The 15,074-nt window shown below is 68.8% G+C and carries 16 protein-coding genes; 13 read left to right on the top strand and 3 right to left on the bottom strand.

Features of this window, described 5'->3' with window-relative positions; genetic code table 11:
* Nucleotides 1-15 precede the first annotated feature (15 nt).
* Both JOE30_RS01345 and JOE30_RS01340 read left to right on the top strand, forming a co-directional pair.
* Entirely contained in the window at nucleotides 16-1,617 is a 1,602-nt protein-coding gene (locus JOE30_RS01345; protein WP_204869066.1) for an AMP-binding protein, read from the top strand.
* 98 nt (nucleotides 1,618-1,715) lie between these two features.
* Nucleotides 1,716-3,182 carry a carboxylesterase/lipase family protein gene (locus JOE30_RS01340; RefSeq protein WP_204869065.1) on the top strand — a complete coding sequence of 489 codons (1,467 nt, stop codon included), beginning with the start codon at nucleotides 1,716-1,718 and terminating at the stop codon, nucleotides 3,180-3,182.
* Here the strand turns inward: JOE30_RS01340 and JOE30_RS01335 are convergent.
* Complete coding sequence (locus JOE30_RS01335; RefSeq protein WP_204869064.1) at nucleotides 3,179-3,997, bottom strand: triacylglycerol lipase; 819 nt, start codon at nucleotides 3,995-3,997, stop codon at nucleotides 3,179-3,181. The genes JOE30_RS01340 and JOE30_RS01335 overlap by 4 nt on opposite strands.
* A gap of 114 nt (nucleotides 3,998-4,111) precedes the next feature.
* Here JOE30_RS01335 and JOE30_RS01330 point away from each other — a divergent pair, with 114 nt between their 5' ends.
* The 3 genes from JOE30_RS01330 to JOE30_RS01320 all read left to right on the top strand — a co-directional run bounded on the left by JOE30_RS01330 (nucleotide 4,112) and on the right by JOE30_RS01320 (nucleotide 6,842).
* Nucleotides 4,112-4,867, top strand: a complete 756-nt coding sequence (locus JOE30_RS01330; protein ID WP_204869063.1) for a phosphoglyceromutase — start codon at nucleotides 4,112-4,114, stop codon at nucleotides 4,865-4,867.
* 105 nt (nucleotides 4,868-4,972) lie between these two features.
* Entirely contained in the window at nucleotides 4,973-6,142 is a 1,170-nt protein-coding gene (locus JOE30_RS01325) for a cell wall metabolism sensor histidine kinase WalK (RefSeq protein WP_027504493.1), read from the top strand.
* A 16-nt stretch (nucleotides 6,143-6,158) separates the two neighbouring features.
* Nucleotides 6,159-6,842: a response regulator transcription factor gene (locus JOE30_RS01320; RefSeq protein ID WP_027504494.1), complete on the top strand. Its 684-nt coding sequence runs from the start codon at nucleotides 6,159-6,161 to the stop codon at nucleotides 6,840-6,842.
* Nucleotides 6,843-6,924: 82 nt separating this feature from the next.
* Here JOE30_RS01320 and JOE30_RS01315 read toward each other — a convergent pair whose 3' ends face one another.
* Complete coding sequence (locus tag JOE30_RS01315; protein WP_204869062.1) at nucleotides 6,925-7,794, bottom strand: type IV toxin-antitoxin system AbiEi family antitoxin domain-containing protein; 870 nt, start codon at nucleotides 7,792-7,794, stop codon at nucleotides 6,925-6,927.
* A gap of 180 nt (nucleotides 7,795-7,974) precedes the next feature.
* Nucleotides 7,975-8,775: a hypothetical protein gene (locus tag JOE30_RS01310; protein WP_204870677.1), complete on the bottom strand. Its 801-nt coding sequence runs from the start codon at nucleotides 8,773-8,775 to the stop codon at nucleotides 7,975-7,977.
* 154 nt (nucleotides 8,776-8,929) lie between these two features.
* On the opposite strand from JOE30_RS01310, the gene JOE30_RS01305 reads away from it, so the two are divergent.
* From JOE30_RS01305 to JOE30_RS01270, 8 genes are all read left to right on the top strand, one after another.
* Nucleotides 8,930-9,886, top strand: coding sequence for a Ppx/GppA phosphatase family protein (locus tag JOE30_RS01305; RefSeq protein WP_056073899.1), 957 nt, complete (start codon nucleotides 8,930-8,932; stop codon nucleotides 9,884-9,886).
* Nucleotides 9,883-10,896, top strand: a complete 1,014-nt coding sequence (locus tag JOE30_RS01300; RefSeq protein ID WP_204869061.1) for a Yip1 family protein — start codon at nucleotides 9,883-9,885, stop codon at nucleotides 10,894-10,896. Before JOE30_RS01305 ends, JOE30_RS01300 begins: the two co-directional genes overlap by 4 nt.
* Nucleotides 10,893-11,747 carry a sugar phosphate isomerase/epimerase gene (locus JOE30_RS01295; protein ID WP_307806020.1) on the top strand — a complete coding sequence of 285 codons (855 nt, stop codon included), beginning with the start codon at nucleotides 10,893-10,895 and terminating at the stop codon, nucleotides 11,745-11,747. The genes JOE30_RS01300 and JOE30_RS01295 overlap by 4 nt, the downstream gene beginning before the upstream one ends.
* A gap of 68 nt (nucleotides 11,748-11,815) precedes the next feature.
* On the top strand, nucleotides 11,816-12,568 hold the full coding sequence (locus JOE30_RS01290; RefSeq protein WP_204869060.1) for a MerR family transcriptional regulator: 753 nt from the start codon (nucleotides 11,816-11,818) through the stop codon (nucleotides 12,566-12,568).
* Nucleotides 12,565-13,416 (top strand): thioesterase family protein, encoded by an 852-nt coding sequence (locus JOE30_RS01285; protein WP_204869059.1) that lies wholly within the window; start codon nucleotides 12,565-12,567, stop codon nucleotides 13,414-13,416. The genes JOE30_RS01290 and JOE30_RS01285 overlap by 4 nt, the downstream gene beginning before the upstream one ends.
* A gap of 62 nt (nucleotides 13,417-13,478) precedes the next feature.
* Nucleotides 13,479-14,294 carry a pyrroline-5-carboxylate reductase gene (gene proC / locus JOE30_RS01280; protein ID WP_204869058.1) on the top strand — a complete coding sequence of 272 codons (816 nt, stop codon included), beginning with the start codon at nucleotides 13,479-13,481 and terminating at the stop codon, nucleotides 14,292-14,294.
* A 123-nt stretch (nucleotides 14,295-14,417) separates the two neighbouring features.
* Nucleotides 14,418-14,663 (top strand): helix-turn-helix domain-containing protein, encoded by a 246-nt coding sequence (locus tag JOE30_RS01275; RefSeq protein ID WP_204869057.1) that lies wholly within the window; start codon nucleotides 14,418-14,420, stop codon nucleotides 14,661-14,663.
* A 263-nt stretch (nucleotides 14,664-14,926) separates the two neighbouring features.
* The gene (locus tag JOE30_RS01270; protein WP_003402602.1) at nucleotides 14,927-15,028 is read left to right on the top strand and encodes a 30S ribosomal protein bS22; all 102 of its coding nucleotides are present in this window, start codon (nucleotides 14,927-14,929) and stop codon (nucleotides 15,026-15,028) included.
* Nucleotides 15,029-15,074: the final 46 nt, after the last annotated feature.

Below are 15,074 nucleotides of genomic sequence, written 5' to 3'. Positions count from 1 at the left end.
CCGATGAGGAGTTCCATGAGTTTCCGCAGCCCGTACCCCGACGTCGAGATTCCCGAGCAGAGCGTGTACGAATTCCTCTTCGGTGACCTCACCGAGGACGACCTCGCACGCCCCGCTCTGATCGACGGCCCCAGCGGCGCCGTCACCGATTACCGCACTCTCGTCGGTCAGATCAACGGTGTCGCAGGCGCACTCGCCTCGCGCGGTGTGAAGGTCGGCGACGTGGTCGCGGTGCACTCGCCCAACGTGCCGGCGTTCGCGTCGGTGTTCCACGGCATCCTGCGCGCCGGTGCGACCGCCACGACGATCAATGCGCTGTACAACGCCGAGGACATCGCGAAGCAGCTCACGGACTCGTCCGCGACCATGATCTTCACGGTCTCGCCGCTGCTCCCGCAGGCGAAGGCCGCCGCGGAGCAGGTCGGTCTGTCGGCCGATCGTATCGTCGTGCTCGACGGCGCGGAGGGCCACGAGTCGCTGCGCGACCTCCTCACCGAGGGTGCACAGGCGCCCGACGTCAGCTTCGACCCGTCGACCCACCTCGCGGTGCTGCCCTACTCCTCGGGCACCACGGGACGGCCGAAGGGCGTCATGCTCACGCACCGCAACCTGGTGGCCAACGTGTCGCAGATCGAGCCGCGCATGGGCGCGAACCAGGACGACGTCCTACTCGCCGTGCTGCCGTTCTTCCACATCTACGGCATGACCGTGCTGCTCAACCTCGGTCTCAAGGTGCGCGCCTCTCTGGTCACGATGCCGCGCTTCGATCTCGAACAGTTCCTGAGCCTCACCACCGAGAAGAAGATCACCTACCTGTTCATCGCGCCGCCCGTCGCCGTCGCACTGGCCAAGCACCCGATGGTGGACCAGTACGACATCTCCAGCGTGCGCATGGTCTTCTCCGGTGCCGCCGCCCTCGACGAGAACCTGGGCAACGCCGTCGCGAAGCGACTGAAGACCAAGGTGCGTCAGGGTTACGGCATGAGCGAGCTGAGCCCCGTCTCGCACGCCATTCCGTTCGACGGTGACGACATGCCGCTGAGCAGCTGCGGCACCGCCGTCGCCAACTCGGAGAACAAGCTCGTCGATCCGGCCACCGGCGAGGAGGTGGCCTACCCGGAGCCCGGCTCGGACAAGGTCAGTGAGCCCGGTGAGCTGTGGATCAAGGGCCCGAACGTCATGGCCGGCTACCTGAACAACGATGCCGCGACGGCCGAGACGCTCGATGCGGACGGTTACCTGCACACCGGCGACATCGCCGTCGTAGACGGTCGCGGATGCGTCAGCATCGTGGACCGGCTCAAGGAGCTCATCAAGTACAAGGGCTACCAGGTGCCGCCGGCCGAGCTCGAGTCGCTGCTGCTCACACACCCGCAGATCGCCGACGCGGCCGTCATCGGCGTGCTCGACGACGAGGGCGAAGAGGTGCCCAAGGCCTTCGTCGTGCTGCAGCAGGGCGCCGAGCTCACCGAGGACGACGTCATGACGTTCGTGTCCGAGAAGGTGTCGCCGCACAAGAAGGTTCGCCGCGTGCAGTTCATCGACACGGTGCCGAAGTCGGCGTCCGGCAAGATCCTGCGCAAGGATCTGCGCGCCGCGGAGCCTGCCGCCGGCTGACACTTCCTGCATCACCCGAACACCCTCTCCGGCGTGCTGGAGAGGGTGTTCGCGTCATGTGAGGGGTGTGGGGTCGCTCGGGGTGGTACTCATGAGCCATGGACACGATCACCGTCGACACACCGCAGGGTCCCGTGCGCGGACGCACCGACAACGGCATCGCCTCGTTCCTCGGAGTTCCCTACGCCGAGGCGCCGTTCGGACCGCACCGATTCCAGGCACCGACCGCGCCGCCGCGGTGGTCCGGCCCGCGCGACGCCCTCGAGCACGGCGCCACCGTCCCGAAGGTCGGGTACCGGCCTCCCACCAGTGAGATCCTCAGCGAGCCCGTGGTGCCCGGCGAGGAGTGCCTGAATGTCGCCGTGTACACGCCGGACGTCGCCGGCTCCGCGCCCGTGTTCGTCTGGATCCACGGCGGCGCCTTCGTGAACGGCAGCAACGCGGTACCCGCCTACGACGGCACCGCATTCGCGCGGGACGGCGTCGTCGCCGTGGTGATCAACTACCGGCTCGGGGTGGACGGCTTCGCGCAGATCGAGGGCGCACCCGCCAATCGTGGTCTGCTGGACCAGGTCGCGGCGCTCGAATGGGTCCGGGACCACATCGCGTCGTACGGCGGCGACCCGGCGCGCGTGACCGTCGCGGGCGAGTCCGCGGGCGCCATGAGCGTGGGCACGCTGCTGTCGATGCCCCGCGCCGAGGGTCTGTTCCACCGCGCGGTCCTGCAGAGCGGCGCCGGCCACCACGTCATCTCGGCCGAGACAGCGACCACCATCTCGGCCGCGCTGGCATCGGCCCTCGGTGTCCCGGCGACGGTGGAGGGGCTCGGCTCCGTGCCGGTCGACGCCCTCGTCGATGCCCAGCGCACCCTGTCCGATCGCATCGCCGCGGAGGCGTCGAGCGGCGCATGGGGTGAGGTGGCGCTGAACATGATGGCGTTCGAGCCGTGCATCGACGGCGATGTCGTTCCCGCACTGCCGTATTCGCGCATCGCCGACGGTGCGGGCACCGACGTCGAACTCCTGCTCGGCACCACCAGCGAGGAGCACGCGTTCTTCCTCGTGCCCGCGGGCATCGTTCCGCACATCACCGACGACTACCTGCGGACGGTGCTCGCCGGGTATCGACTGGACCCGTCGGTACTGGACGCCTACCGCTCCCAGCGTCCGGACGCCTCGCCCGGTGAACTCATGATCGCGGTCATGACCGACTGGTTCTTCCGCATCCCCGCCGTGCGCGTCGCCGAGGCGCACCCGGCCCACGTCTACGAGTTCACTTGGCGCTCAACGTTGTTCGAGGGGAACCTGGGTGCGTGTCACGCGCTCGAGATCCCGTTCGTCTTCGATGTGCTGGGCAAGCCCGAGACCGCCCGCATCACGGGGCCGAATCCGCCGCAGGCGATCGCCGACGAGATGCACCGTGCGTGGGTCGCGTTCGTGCGCGACGGTGATCCGGGCTGGGCGCAGTACGGGTCCGAGCGCACCGTGAAGATGTTCGGGACCGAGTCGGCCGTGGTGAACGACCCGCGGCCAGACACCCGCACGGTGTGGGACGGCGTCCGTTAGCCCGTGAAGGGCGGGACGAACTCGCAGGGCACGGGTCGCGGATGCGCGGGGTCGAGGGCGTTCAGCACGAACGCCGCGGCCCTCGGCGACCCGACGATGCCGGCGTGCTCGGAGAAGTCGAGGTCGCACGTGTCCTGCACGACGATGTTGGTCGCGTTCGGAGCCTCGACGTAGCCGTCGGTGTACGGGACCACCACCTCGTCGTACCGGGTCATGATGTTCGTGTACGTGATGCCCGGCGCGTAGCGGTACGACGCGGCGGGCCACGCGTACTGCGACGGGCCCGAGCCCTTCCACAGCGGAGCCAGCGAGACGTACCTGTCGATGTCGTCAGCGCCGCCGAGCACCTGTGCGTAAAAGTTGGGCAGCACCGTGCCCTGCGAGTGTCCGACGATGTCGACCTTCTCGGCTCCCGTCGCGGACAGCACCTCGTCGACGAACGCCGCGAACTGCGCTCCCTTCTCGGGAACCGGCCCGAGGCCACCGATCGCGCTGATCGGCCACGCACCCGGCAGGGCGCCGTACGTCGGGGCGAAGACGCAGTACCCCTCGTTCTTCAGCAGCGGCGCGTACACGCCCCACCCGGTCTGCTGCCCGGTGCCCGTGCCGTGCACCAGGATCACCGGATTCGGGTGCTCCGCCGTCGGCACGCACGAGAAGTCGTTGGTCCCGGGCAGCGATCCGCCCGGGTTCGCGATCTCCGCCGGGAAGCCGCTGAAGAAGTTGTAGTCGACGGGCAGCGGATCGGCCGTGGCGGTCGGGGCGCACGCGAGCCACGCGCACGCCGCCAGCGCCACTGTCCAGCGGGTTCTCATCTGCAGAGGCTAGCGGTCACGCCGGTTCGGCTCGGCGGAAGCGCAGTTCCCGCTGTGCGCCCCGCCGTGCCCGACCGGTCGTCCCGCCGACGGCATCGTGAGAAACTGGGCGACATGAGCATCGGAACCCTGATCCTTCTCCGCCACGGCGAGAGCGAGTGGAACGCATCCAACCAGTTCACCGGATGGCAGGACGTGCGCCTGACCGTCAAGGGTGAGGCGGAGGGAAAGCGTGCCGGCGAGCTGATCAAGGAGGCCGGTGTGCTTCCCGACGTGCTGTACACCTCGCTTCTGCGTCGCGCCATCAGCACCGCGAACCTCGCGCTCGACGCGGCCGATCGCCACTGGATCCCCGTCGTCCGCGACTGGCGTCTGAACGAGCGGCACTACGGCGCACTGCAGGGTCTCGACAAGGCGGCGACCAAGGAGAAGTACGGCGACGAGCAGTTTATGCTGTGGCGTCGTAGCTACGACACCCCGCCGCCCCCCATCGAGGTCGGCTCCGAGTACAGCCAGGACGCCGATCCGCGCTACGCAGATCTCGACAGCGTGCCGCTGACCGAGTGCCTGAAGGACGTCGTCGAACGGTTCGTTCCGTACTACGAGAGCGTCATCGTTCCCGAGCTGCGGGCCGGGAAGACGGTCATGATCGCCGCCCACGGCAACTCGCTGCGCGCCCTCGTCAAGTACCTCGACGGCATCTCCGACGCGGACATCGCGGGGCTCAACATCCCCACCGGAATCCCGCTGCAGTACGACCTCACGGAGTCGGGCGACAAGCTCGTTCCCACCGTGCCGGGCGGCACCTACCTCGACCCGGAGGCCGCCGCAGCCGGCGCCGCGGCCGTGGCGAACCAGGGCAAGAAGTAACGACTCGATGAACGCGGCGCGAACGTGCGCCGGACGTGCGGTGACGGCCGGAAAACCCGGCCCACCGTGCGTCGGTGCACGGTCGTGTGACCGTACGATCGGCCCGTGACCACTCCGACCGTCGTACTGATCGCCGCCGTGGCGGCGTTCGGTGGGTACCTCGTCGGTGGAGTGCTGATCCCGTATCTCAACTCCCGCCACGTCCTGCGTCAGACCCGCGACAACGGGCTGACGATGTCCCAGGTCCTCGACCTCATCGTGCTGGCCGCGCACAGCGGCATCGCCGTCGTCGACCAGTTCCACGACGTCGTGCTGTTCAATCCGCGCGCCGAGGAACTCGGTCTCGTCCGCGGTCGGTCGCTCGACGATCGGGCCTGGAAGGCCGCCACCAGGGTCCTCGAGACCGGTGACCACGTCGAGGTCGACCTCACGGTTCTCGACGCCCGCGGGCGCGCCGGCATCGCCGTGAAGGGGCACGCGCAGCTGCTCTCCCAGGAGGACCGCCGGTTCGTCGTCCTGTTCGCCGACGACGACTCGGAGCAGGTCCGCATGGAGGCCACGCGCCGGGACTTCGTCGCGAACGTGAGTCACGAACTCAAGACCCCCGTCGGGGCCATCAGCCTGCTGGCCGAGGCGCTGCTGCAGTCGCGCGACGATCCGGAGTCGGTCCAGCGCTTCGGTGAGCGGATGCTCGACGAGTCCACGCGCCTGGGCAACATGGTCAGCGAACTCATCTCGCTGTCCCGTCTGCAGGGTGCCGAGAAGCTCCCCGATCTCGACGTCGTCGACGTCGACACCGTGGTGAAGAGCGCGCTCTCGCGGTCCGCTCTCAAGGCCGAGGCCACGGGCATCGTCGTCACGACGGACCGCCCGAGCGGCCTCGAGGTGCTCGGCGATCAGACCCTGCTGGTCACCGCACTGTCCAACCTCGTCGAGAACGCCATCGCGTACTCCCCGAAGGGGTCGCCCGTGTCGGTGACGCGGTCCCTGCGTGACGACGATGCGACGGGCCCGCAGAGCATGGTGGCCTTCTCTGTCACCGACCGCGGCATCGGCATCGCCAAGGAGGACCAGGAGCGCGTGTTCGAGCGCTTCTTCCGCGTCGACAAGGCGCGGTCGCGGGCCACCGGCGGTACCGGTCTGGGACTTGCCATCGCCAAGCACGTGGCCGCCAACCACAACGGCCGCATCGAGCTGTGGAGCAAGCCCGGGACGGGCTCGACGTTCACGCTCCTCATTCCTGCTCACATCGAAGACGACGGCGAGCCGTCATGACCGAGAAGGACACCCCATGACGAGCGTGCTCATCGTCGAAGACGAAGAATCGTTGGCCGACCCGCTGGCGTTCCTGCTCCGCAAGGAAGGGTTCGACGCGACCGTCGTCGGCGACGGCCCCTCCGCCCTCGCCGAGTTCGATCGCGTGGGAGCGGACATCGTCCTGCTCGACCTCATGCTGCCGGGCATGAGCGGCACCGACGTGTGCAAGCACCTGCGCAGCCGCTCCGGTGTGCCGGTCATCATGGTCACCGCGCGCGACAGCGAGATCGACAAGGTGGTCGGCCTCGAACTGGGTGCCGACGACTACGTCACCAAGCCGTACTCCTCACGCGAACTCATCGCGCGCATCCGCGCGGTCCTGCGCCGCGGATCCGACACCGAGGAGATCGACGACAACAGCATCCTCGAGGCCGGGCCGGTGCGCATGGACGTGGAGCGCCACGTCGTCATGGTCGGCGGACAGCAGATCACGTTGCCGCTCAAGGAGTTCGACCTGCTGGAGTACCTCCTCCGCAACTCCGGCCGAGTGCTCACCCGCGGACAGTTGATCGACCGCGTGTGGGGCGCCGACTACGTGGGCGACACCAAGACGCTGGACGTGCACGTCAAGCGGTTGCGCTCGAAGATCGAGACGGACCCCGCGAAGCCCGTGCACCTCGTGACCGTGCGCGGACTGGGGTACAAGCTCGAGGAGTGAGCCCGTCCGTTGTCGGCGAGTACGTCGAAAGTGTCGTTGACGGAGCCGGAATCACGACAGTGTCGACGTACTCGCGGGGATATCAGGCGGCGAGCAGCCGGCGGACACGACCGACCAGGACATCGGGTTCGCGCCGCACATCGTCCGACGTGATCTGCAGAACGCGCCAGCCTTCATCGGCGAGCAGCGCAAGACGGGCCTTGTCGCGTCGCACACTCTCGGGTGTTCCGTGGAACTCGTCGCCGTCGTACTCCACCGCGAATCGTTGTGCAGGCCAAGCGAGATCGAGATAGAAGACGCCGCGTTCGTACACCACCGGCCACTGCAGTTCGGGCACCGGAAGTCGACCGTCGTGCAACACCAGGCGCGTCGCCGACTCCATCGGCGAACCGGATCTGCAGTCGACGAGCGGCACGAGGCGGCGGACCTCGACGATGCCCCGTCGCCCGCGTTGGGCAACGACTGCTCGTTCCAGAGAGCGGGATCCACAGCCCACCTGCGCCGCGGCATCGAGAACGGCGAGCGCGCGACCGGGAGAACGTTGCCGTGCTACCTCGACAGCAGTCCAGGCCGGCTCCACGACGAGTCGGGTGCCGATCTCCATGAGCGGCGCACCCCGCCGCTGATGCACCACTACCCCCGGTCGGCTCTCGATGCGCCGATCGTCGGGCTCCACCACATGTAAGTGCTGCGTCTGGTCGAGATCGAAACCGTGCATCGCCGCCGCCGTGTCCATGCTTGCAGCGACCCGCGTTCCGAGCTCGATGCTCAGAGCGTCGAGGCGCGCCGTGACCGGGAGCGCTCCGACTGCGTAGAGCCCGTGCCGGACGCGGGTCAGCTGACCGGTGTGCACCAGCCACCGCACGCGGCTCGGGGACATGCGTCGGAGCAGATCGGTGGTGTGCAGGAAGCCGCCGTTGGCTCTCATGGCGTCGACAAGTGTGGGGTCCATGGCGCAGACCGTCACGAGCCGCACCGACAGGCGCCGCGTCGTTCGACTAACCCGCGACAACGTTGTGGATGACGGGGTGCCTGTGGATAGAGCTCTACCCGCCCCCGGCGAGTACGCCGAAAGTGCTGCGGCGAGCGCCCGGATCACGACGATATGGACGTACTCGCGGGGGGTAAAAGGTTAGGTGCGCTGGGCCTCGCGCGTCGCGGGGTGCACGGCGATCAACCCCAGCCCTTGCCGACGCCGACACAGCGCGGCGAGTTCGGTGTAGACGTCCTTGCCGAGCAGTTCCGTCAGCTCCGGCGCGTACGACTGCCAGACGGCCTTCGATCCGACGTGTGCGTCGGGGGAGGCGGTGCAGTACCAACTGAGGTCGGCGCCGCCCTCACCCCAGCCGCGTCGGTCGTACTCGCCGACGACGGTCTGCAGGATCTCGACACCGTCGGGGCGGGTCACCCAGTCCTGGGTGCGGCGGATGGGCAGTTGCCAGCAGACGTCGGGCTTGACCTCGAGCGGTTCGACGCCGGTGCGCAGCGCCATCCGGTGCAGCGCGCAGCCGATACCGCCGTCGAAGCCGGGGCGGTTGAGGAAGATGCACGCACCTTTGTACTTGCGAGTGCGCAGCGCCTGCTCGCCCTCGAGGTCGTCGACCTCGACGAATCCCTTCTTGCCATGTCCCTTGTCGAAGAACTGCCAGTCGTCCGGCGTGAGCATCTCGACGGAGGCGGTGAGCTTGGCGTGATCGTCGTCGTCGGAGAGGAAGGCGCCGTGCGAGCAGCACCCGTCGTCGGGCCGATCGGGGACCGTTCCCTGGCAGGCCGGGGTGCCGAAGACGCAGGTCCAGCTCGACAGCAGCCAGGTCAGGTCGGCGCGGACGACGTGCTCGGGGTTGGTCGGATCTACGAACTCGACCCACTCGCGCGGGAAGTCCGGCGCCACCTCGGGTGCGGGGTCGAGCTTGCGGGTCGCGGCGGGTTCCAGCACATCTGCGGGCCGCCCGGTGGCCTCTCCGGACCGCCTTCCGGCCTCGTCGCCCACGCTCGTCGTCTGCTTTGCGGCCCGGCCGGCCTCCGGCCTACCCGCCTTGTCAGCACGTGTCACAAGCCACGACGCTAGACCCAGTACGGTGTTCCCTGTGCGGTTAGGGGTGCTCGACGTCGGAAGCAACACGGTTCATCTGCTCGTGGTCGACGCCCATCGCGGCGGACACCCGACACCGATGAGCTCCACCAAGGCTGCCTTGCGCCTGGCGGAGAACACCGACGACGCCGGTGACATCACCCAGTCCGGCTCCGATCGACTGGTGCGGACGGTCGCCGACTTCTCGTCCATCGCCACGTCGTCGGGCTGCGGCGAGCTCATGGCCTTCGCCACCTCGGCCGTCCGCGACGCCCGCAACTCGACCGCAGTGCTGAACCGAGTGCGCGACGAGACCGGCGTCAGCCTGCAGGTTCTCTCGGGCGAGGACGAGTCGCGGCTGACGTTCCTGGCCGTGCGTCGCTGGTACGGCTGGAGCGCCGGCCGGATCCTCGACCTCGACATCGGCGGCGGATCCCTCGAGCTCAGCACGGGGATCGACGAGAACCCCGACGTCGCGATGTCCGTTCCGCTCGGCGCGGGTCGCCTGACGCGGGACTGGCTGTCCGAGGACCCGCCCGGTAAGCGACGCGTCGCCGTTCTCCGCGACTGGCTCGACGCGGAACTGGTCGAGCCGGCCCGGAAGCTTCTCGAGCCCGGGGTCCCGGACCGTGCGGTGGGAACGTCGAAGACGTTCCGCTCGTTGGCACGCTTGACCGGAGCCGCACCGTCGGCTGCCGGTCCGCGGGTGGTCAGAACCCTGACCGCCGACGGACTTCGCCAGGTCATCTCCTTCATCTCGAGGATGACCTCGGCGGACCGTGCAGAATTGGAAGGTGTGAGCGCGGATCGATCGAGGCAGATGGTTGCCGGCGCACTGGTCGCCGAGGCGAGCATGCGCGCACTGTCGATCGATTCGCTGGAGATCTGTCCGTGGGCTCTGCGTGAGGGACTGATCCTGCGCAAGCTGGACACGGAGACGTTCGGCGAAGTGGTGGAGAGTCGAGAGACATGAGCGACGAGAACAACGACGGCGCTGCGGACACCGGACAGGTGTCGGTGGCCGAACTGCTGGCGCGCAACGGTGCGAAGGTGGGCACGCAGTCCGGTGGTGGTCGACGTCGACGCGGCATGGCCGGCGGGATCTCCGTCGCCGAGTTGACCGGTGAGATCCCGATCGTCCGCGACGAGACCCCGGCCGAGGCACCCGACGACGAGACCGATGCGTCGCCCGAGACCCAGTCACCGCAGGACCAGCCGCAGCAGGCCGAGGAACCGACCCGCGATGCCGACCCCGAGCGGCCCGCCCCGGCACCGGAGCCCACGCGGACCACGCCCCGGATCGACGACCGCCGCCGCGAGCAGCAGACCCGCCCGACCCCCGCGTTCGGTGCCGCCCGATCCGCTCGGCCCGAGCCGGCGCTGTTCTCCGGTGCTCCGTCCATGGCGGTCGATCGCCTGCGGGCCTCCACCGAGGAGCGTGCGCTCGCACCCGAGCGACCGGCGACGGAACGTTCCGCTCCCGACCGACCCGGCACTCCTGACCAGCAGCGGTCGACGCCGGCCGAGCCGGAGGTCGACGCCGACGAGGTCACGGCCGAGAACGACGCGGTGACCACGATCGTCCCGGCAGTGACCGAGGATGCCGAGGCTCCTGACACGACGACCGCCGCGGACGACCCGACGGACGACGCCGCTCTCGCAACCCCCACCGATGCGGAACCCGTCGAGGACGCACCGGTGGCGCCGTCGAAGTCCCGCAGCCCGGTCAAGCAGTGGTTGTCGCTGATCGGCCAGGGCATCGTGGCGATCGTGCTCGGCGCGCTCCTGTTCAAGGGATTCGAGCGGCTGTGGGAGATGCTGCCCTGGGTCGCGCTGGTCCTCGCGTTCTTCGTCATCGTCGGGCTCGTGGCCGTGGTGCGGGTGCTGCGCCGCACCGACGACATCGTGTCGATCTTGCTGGCGGTGGTCGTGGGCGGATTCGTCACTCTGGGCCCGCTGGCCTTCATGCTCAGCACCACGTGACGACGTCCGGTCGCCGGCACGTTCCGGTGGGGCTGTCCACGGCCTCGGTCTATCCCCAGAACACCGAGTCCGCGTTCCGCTTCGCCGCGGAACTCGGCTTCGACGGGATCGAACTCATGGTGTGGGCCGAGCCGATCAGCCAGGACGTCGGTGCGATCAAGCAGCTCAGCCGCGCGTACGGCGTTCCGATTCTGGCGCTGCACGCACCGTGCCTGCTGATCACCCAGCGGGTGTGGGGTTCGGATCCGGTCTCGAAGCTGGTGCGCTCGGTCCACGCAGCCGAGGCGCTCGGCGCGTCCACCGTGGTGGTGCACCCGCCGTTCCGCTGGCAACGCATCTACGCCGACGGTTTCCCCGACCAGGTCGCCGAGCTCGAGTCCGACAACGCGGGCATGGTCGTCGCCGTCGAGAACATGTTCCCGATGCGCGCGGACAGGCTCTTCGGTGCGGGTACAGGCTCGGTGAAGCGGCTAGAGAAGCGCGGCGGGAAGCCCGGCATCGGGTTCACCGCGTTCGCGCCGTCCTACGACCCGACCGACGTGGGCCACCAGCACTACACGCTGGACTTCTCGCACACCGCGACGTCCGGGCTCGACGCCGTGGCGCTGTCCGAGCGCATGGGCGCCGGGCTCAAGCACCTGCACCTCGCGGACGGCCGCGGCGCCTCCGTCGACGAGCACCTCGTGCCCGGCGACGGCACGCAGCCGGTCGCGGAGGTCTGCCAGGCGCTGGTCGCGCGCGGCTTCGACGGTCAGGCCGTTCTCGAGATCAACACCCAGAACGCGCGGACCGCCACCGAGCGGTCGGCCGCACTCGAACGATCGTTGGCGTTCGCCCGACAGCACCTCTGACGTCCTGCACCACTGAAGTCCTGCACCTCGGATAGTCGCACTATCCACTGTGGTCTAGAGTTCGACCAATGCGCATGTCCGAGCTGGTCGAACGATCCGGAGTCCCGCGACCCACGATCAAGTTCTACCTCCGCGAAGGGCTCCTCATGCCCGGGGTCGGTGCGGCGACGGTGTCCGAGTACACCGACGAGCACCTCGACCGACTCCGGCTGATCAAGGCTCTGACCGGCGCGTCCCTTCCTCTCGGACGGATCAGGACGGTGCTCGCCGCCCTCGACGAGGCGACCGGCGACGTCCATCCCGCGATGAGCCGGGCGCTCGGCGCGCTCCCGCCCTACCTCGACGACGCGGGGCAGGACGGAATCGACCCGGGTCCGGCGCCGCGTACGTCGCGGATCCTGGAACGGCTCGGCCACGCTGCCGCCGGTCTCCCGATCGACAGTTCTGCCGCTCGTCAGCTCGACCACTCCCTCGCCGCCGCCGATGCTGCGGGCGTCCCGCTCTCCGACGACGACGTCGTCGCGTACGCGCGTGCCGTGCGCGTCATCGCGGAGGGGGAGTGGGCGCGGGTGCTCGACCACACCGAGCCCCGCGCGGCCGTGCGCTTCGCCGTGCTCGGGACGGTGCTCTACGAACCGGTCGTCACCGCACTGCGCCGCCTCGCGCACCACGACCTCGCCCAGCAGCACTTCGCCCCGACCGGCTCTCCCGACCAACTGACCCGGCCGGCCTCCGGCCTTCCCGACCAACTCACCCGGCCGGCCTCCGGCCTTCCCGACCGTCATGCGACCTTCCCGACGACAGATTCGAGCGACCAGTGACCGACGCCCCGTTCCGCACCCTCACCACACTCGAGCGCACCGACACGGATCTGTTCGAGGGCAGCATCGACCCGACGTGGACCATCGGCCCCAAGGTGCACGGCGGCGCGATGATGAGTGTCTGTGCCGCGGCCGCCACGCAGCGTCTCGCGCTGGACGACGACCCGGTCGAGCTGACTCCGCTCGCGGTCAGCGCCAGCTACCTCGCGGCGCCCGATCCCGGCCCGGTGACGGTCGAGACGTCGGTGCTCAAGCGTGGTCGGCGCGTGGTGCACGTCGACGCGGTGTTGCTGCAGAACGGCCGTCCCGCGGTGCGGAGCGTGGTCACGCTCGGCACGCCGGACAACGGGGCGCCCGTACACCAAGAGCACGAGTCGTCCCTGGCGTCGGTCCTCGACATGGCCGTCGAGCCACCGAACTCGGCCGCCCGAGTGGCGCCCGGACACCCGATGGCCGATGTCGTGCACGTCGCCACGGGCTGTGACATGCGTCTCGATTCCACCGCCGCGCACTTCCTGACCGGCGCGCGGGGGTCGGCGGAGATCCGCATGTGGGTCCGGCCGCGGCCCGACGACGAGAACGATCCCGTCACCGCGGCGCTGTTCGCCATCATGGCCGGCGACATCTGCCCGCCCGTGACGATGAATCGCGGCCTCTTCGGCTGGGCTCCGACGGTCCAGCTCACGACGTACCTGCGCCACACCCCGGCTCCCGGCTGGCTGCGGGTGAAGTCGTCGAGCACCGTGCTCGGCGGTTCCTGGTTCGAGGAGGACCACACCATCGTCGACGCGACCGGTGCCGTGGTGGTGCAGAGCCGACAGCTGGCCATGGTGCCGCTCGCGACCTGAGCTCCGACCGAGGGACCGCGACACCCTGCCGACCGCCACCCGGGGCATGGCACGCTGAGCGCATGACGAGAATTGCGGTGATCGGCGGCGGCCGGATCGGTGAGGCGTTGATCGCGGGACTGATCGAGGGCGGGTTACCCACCGGCAACGTGGTGCTGGCGGAGAAGTACCCGGCACGCGCGGACGCGGTGGCCACCCAGTTCGGCATCCGGACCACCAGCGTCATCGACGCCATCGAGGGCGCCGACGTCATCGTCGTCGCGGTGAAGCCCGACGACGTCGATTCGGTGATCACCCAGATGTCCAAGGCCGAGCTCAACGGGGAGCGCGAGCAGATCATCGTCACGATGGCCGCCGGCGTCACCGCGTCGCGCTACGAGCCGAAGCTGCCCGCGGGCATCCCGATCGTCCGTGTCATGCCCAACACCCCGATGTTGGTGGGCGAGGCGATGAGCGTGCTGGCCCCCGGCAGGCACGCCCGCTCCGAGCACATCGAGACGGTGCGCAAGCTGCTCGGCACCGTCGGGAAGACGGCCGTCGTGTCCGAGGACAAGATCGACGCGGTCACCGCCGTCTCCGGATCCGGACCCGCCTACTTCTTCCTCATGGCCGAGGCGATGATCGACGCCGCCGTGGGCCTCGGACTGCCTCGCGACACCGCCACGACACTGGTGGTCCAGACGATGGTGGGCTCCGCGGCGATGCTCGATCGCTCCGACGAGTCACCGCAGGAGCTCCGCGCCGGTGTGACGTCTCCCGGCGGCACCACGGCCGCGGCCATCGCCCAGTTGGAGCGAAAGGGCTTCCGAGCTGCGCTTCTCGACGCGATCGACGCCGCCAAGGAACGGGGAACGGCGCTCGGATCAGCGGCCGAATAAATATTGGTCCCCCCACCCGTCGCTTTTGTCACTCGAGTCCCGCTAAGCTCGCTGCAGCACGTGCGTGTCTGTTCTGCCGGAGGGGAAGCCGGCAGCGCGGGCGTGCCGGAGGTAAGTGAATACATGGAATCTGTCAACAAGCCGGCCGGTTCGGGCAAGAGCCCGAAGCGCGACGGCCAACCGAGCGTGTCCGAGACCCAGTTCATGACGGTCGCCGAGGTGGCGGCTCTCATGCGCGTGTCGAAGATGACGGTCTACCGGTTGATCAAGAACGGTGAACTGCCTGCTGTGCAGGTGGGACGCTCGTTCCGAGTGCATGCGAAGGCGGTGCACGACTACCTGGAGACGTCCTACTTCGACGCAGGCTGACGTACGCCTCGTCCCGTCTGTTCCACGTGGAACGGTGCATGCCCGGGGAAGGGCATCGGCACGGTTCACCGGAATCGGATGGTTCGGGCGTGCGCCGCTGCTGCGGAGGCCGGTCGAGGGTGGTCGTGTGAGCTGGGTATGATGGGGCTGAGTCGCGTGAGCGCGCAGTCCCGTCACTGCCGTGTCCGCCGACGACCGAACAGCACCAGCAGCGGTATCAGCAGTGCAGCTGTACAGAGACGAAAGAACGCGAGGACACCCGCATGGGTTCAGTGATCAAGAAGCGTCGCAAGCGCATGTCGAAGAAGAAGCACCGCAAGCTGCTTCGCCGCACCCGCGTTCAGCGCAGGAAATTGGGTAAGTGATCCGGTAGGGATCGCGACGACTTCCGCCCGCGAGGATCGAGTTTCG

This window comes from Rhodococcus sp. PvP016 (assembly GCF_017832185.1).
In the GTDB taxonomy this organism is placed as follows: Bacteria; Actinomycetota; Actinomycetes; order Mycobacteriales; family Mycobacteriaceae; genus Rhodococcoides.
The sequence above is the reverse complement of the archived record's forward strand: the minus strand, read 5'-3'. Positions and strand labels throughout refer to the sequence as shown.

Coding starts and splice junctions, on each gene's coding strand:
- JOE30_RS01345 (WP_204869066.1), top strand. CDS start 16: ATGAGTTTCCGCAGCCCGTACCCCGACGTCGAGATTCCCGAGCAGAGC.
- JOE30_RS01315 (WP_204869062.1), bottom strand. CDS start 7,794: ATGGACCCCACACTTGTCGACGCCATGAGAGCCAACGGCGGCTTCCTG.
- JOE30_RS01335 (WP_204869064.1), bottom strand. CDS start 3,997: ATGAGAACCCGCTGGACAGTGGCGCTGGCGGCGTGCGCGTGGCTCGCG.
- JOE30_RS01330 (WP_204869063.1), top strand. CDS start 4,112: ATGAGCATCGGAACCCTGATCCTTCTCCGCCACGGCGAGAGCGAGTGG.
- JOE30_RS01300 (WP_204869061.1), top strand. CDS start 9,883: ATGAGCGACGAGAACAACGACGGCGCTGCGGACACCGGACAGGTGTCG.
- JOE30_RS01340 (WP_204869065.1), top strand. CDS start 1,716: ATGGACACGATCACCGTCGACACACCGCAGGGTCCCGTGCGCGGACGC.
- JOE30_RS01275 (WP_204869057.1), top strand. CDS start 14,418: ATGGAATCTGTCAACAAGCCGGCCGGTTCGGGCAAGAGCCCGAAGCGC.
- JOE30_RS01270 (WP_003402602.1), top strand. CDS start 14,927: ATGGGTTCAGTGATCAAGAAGCGTCGCAAGCGCATGTCGAAGAAGAAG.
- JOE30_RS01290 (WP_204869060.1), top strand. CDS start 11,816: ATGCGCATGTCCGAGCTGGTCGAACGATCCGGAGTCCCGCGACCCACG.
- JOE30_RS01320 (WP_027504494.1), top strand. CDS start 6,159: ATGACGAGCGTGCTCATCGTCGAAGACGAAGAATCGTTGGCCGACCCG.
- proC (WP_204869058.1), top strand. CDS start 13,479: ATGACGAGAATTGCGGTGATCGGCGGCGGCCGGATCGGTGAGGCGTTG.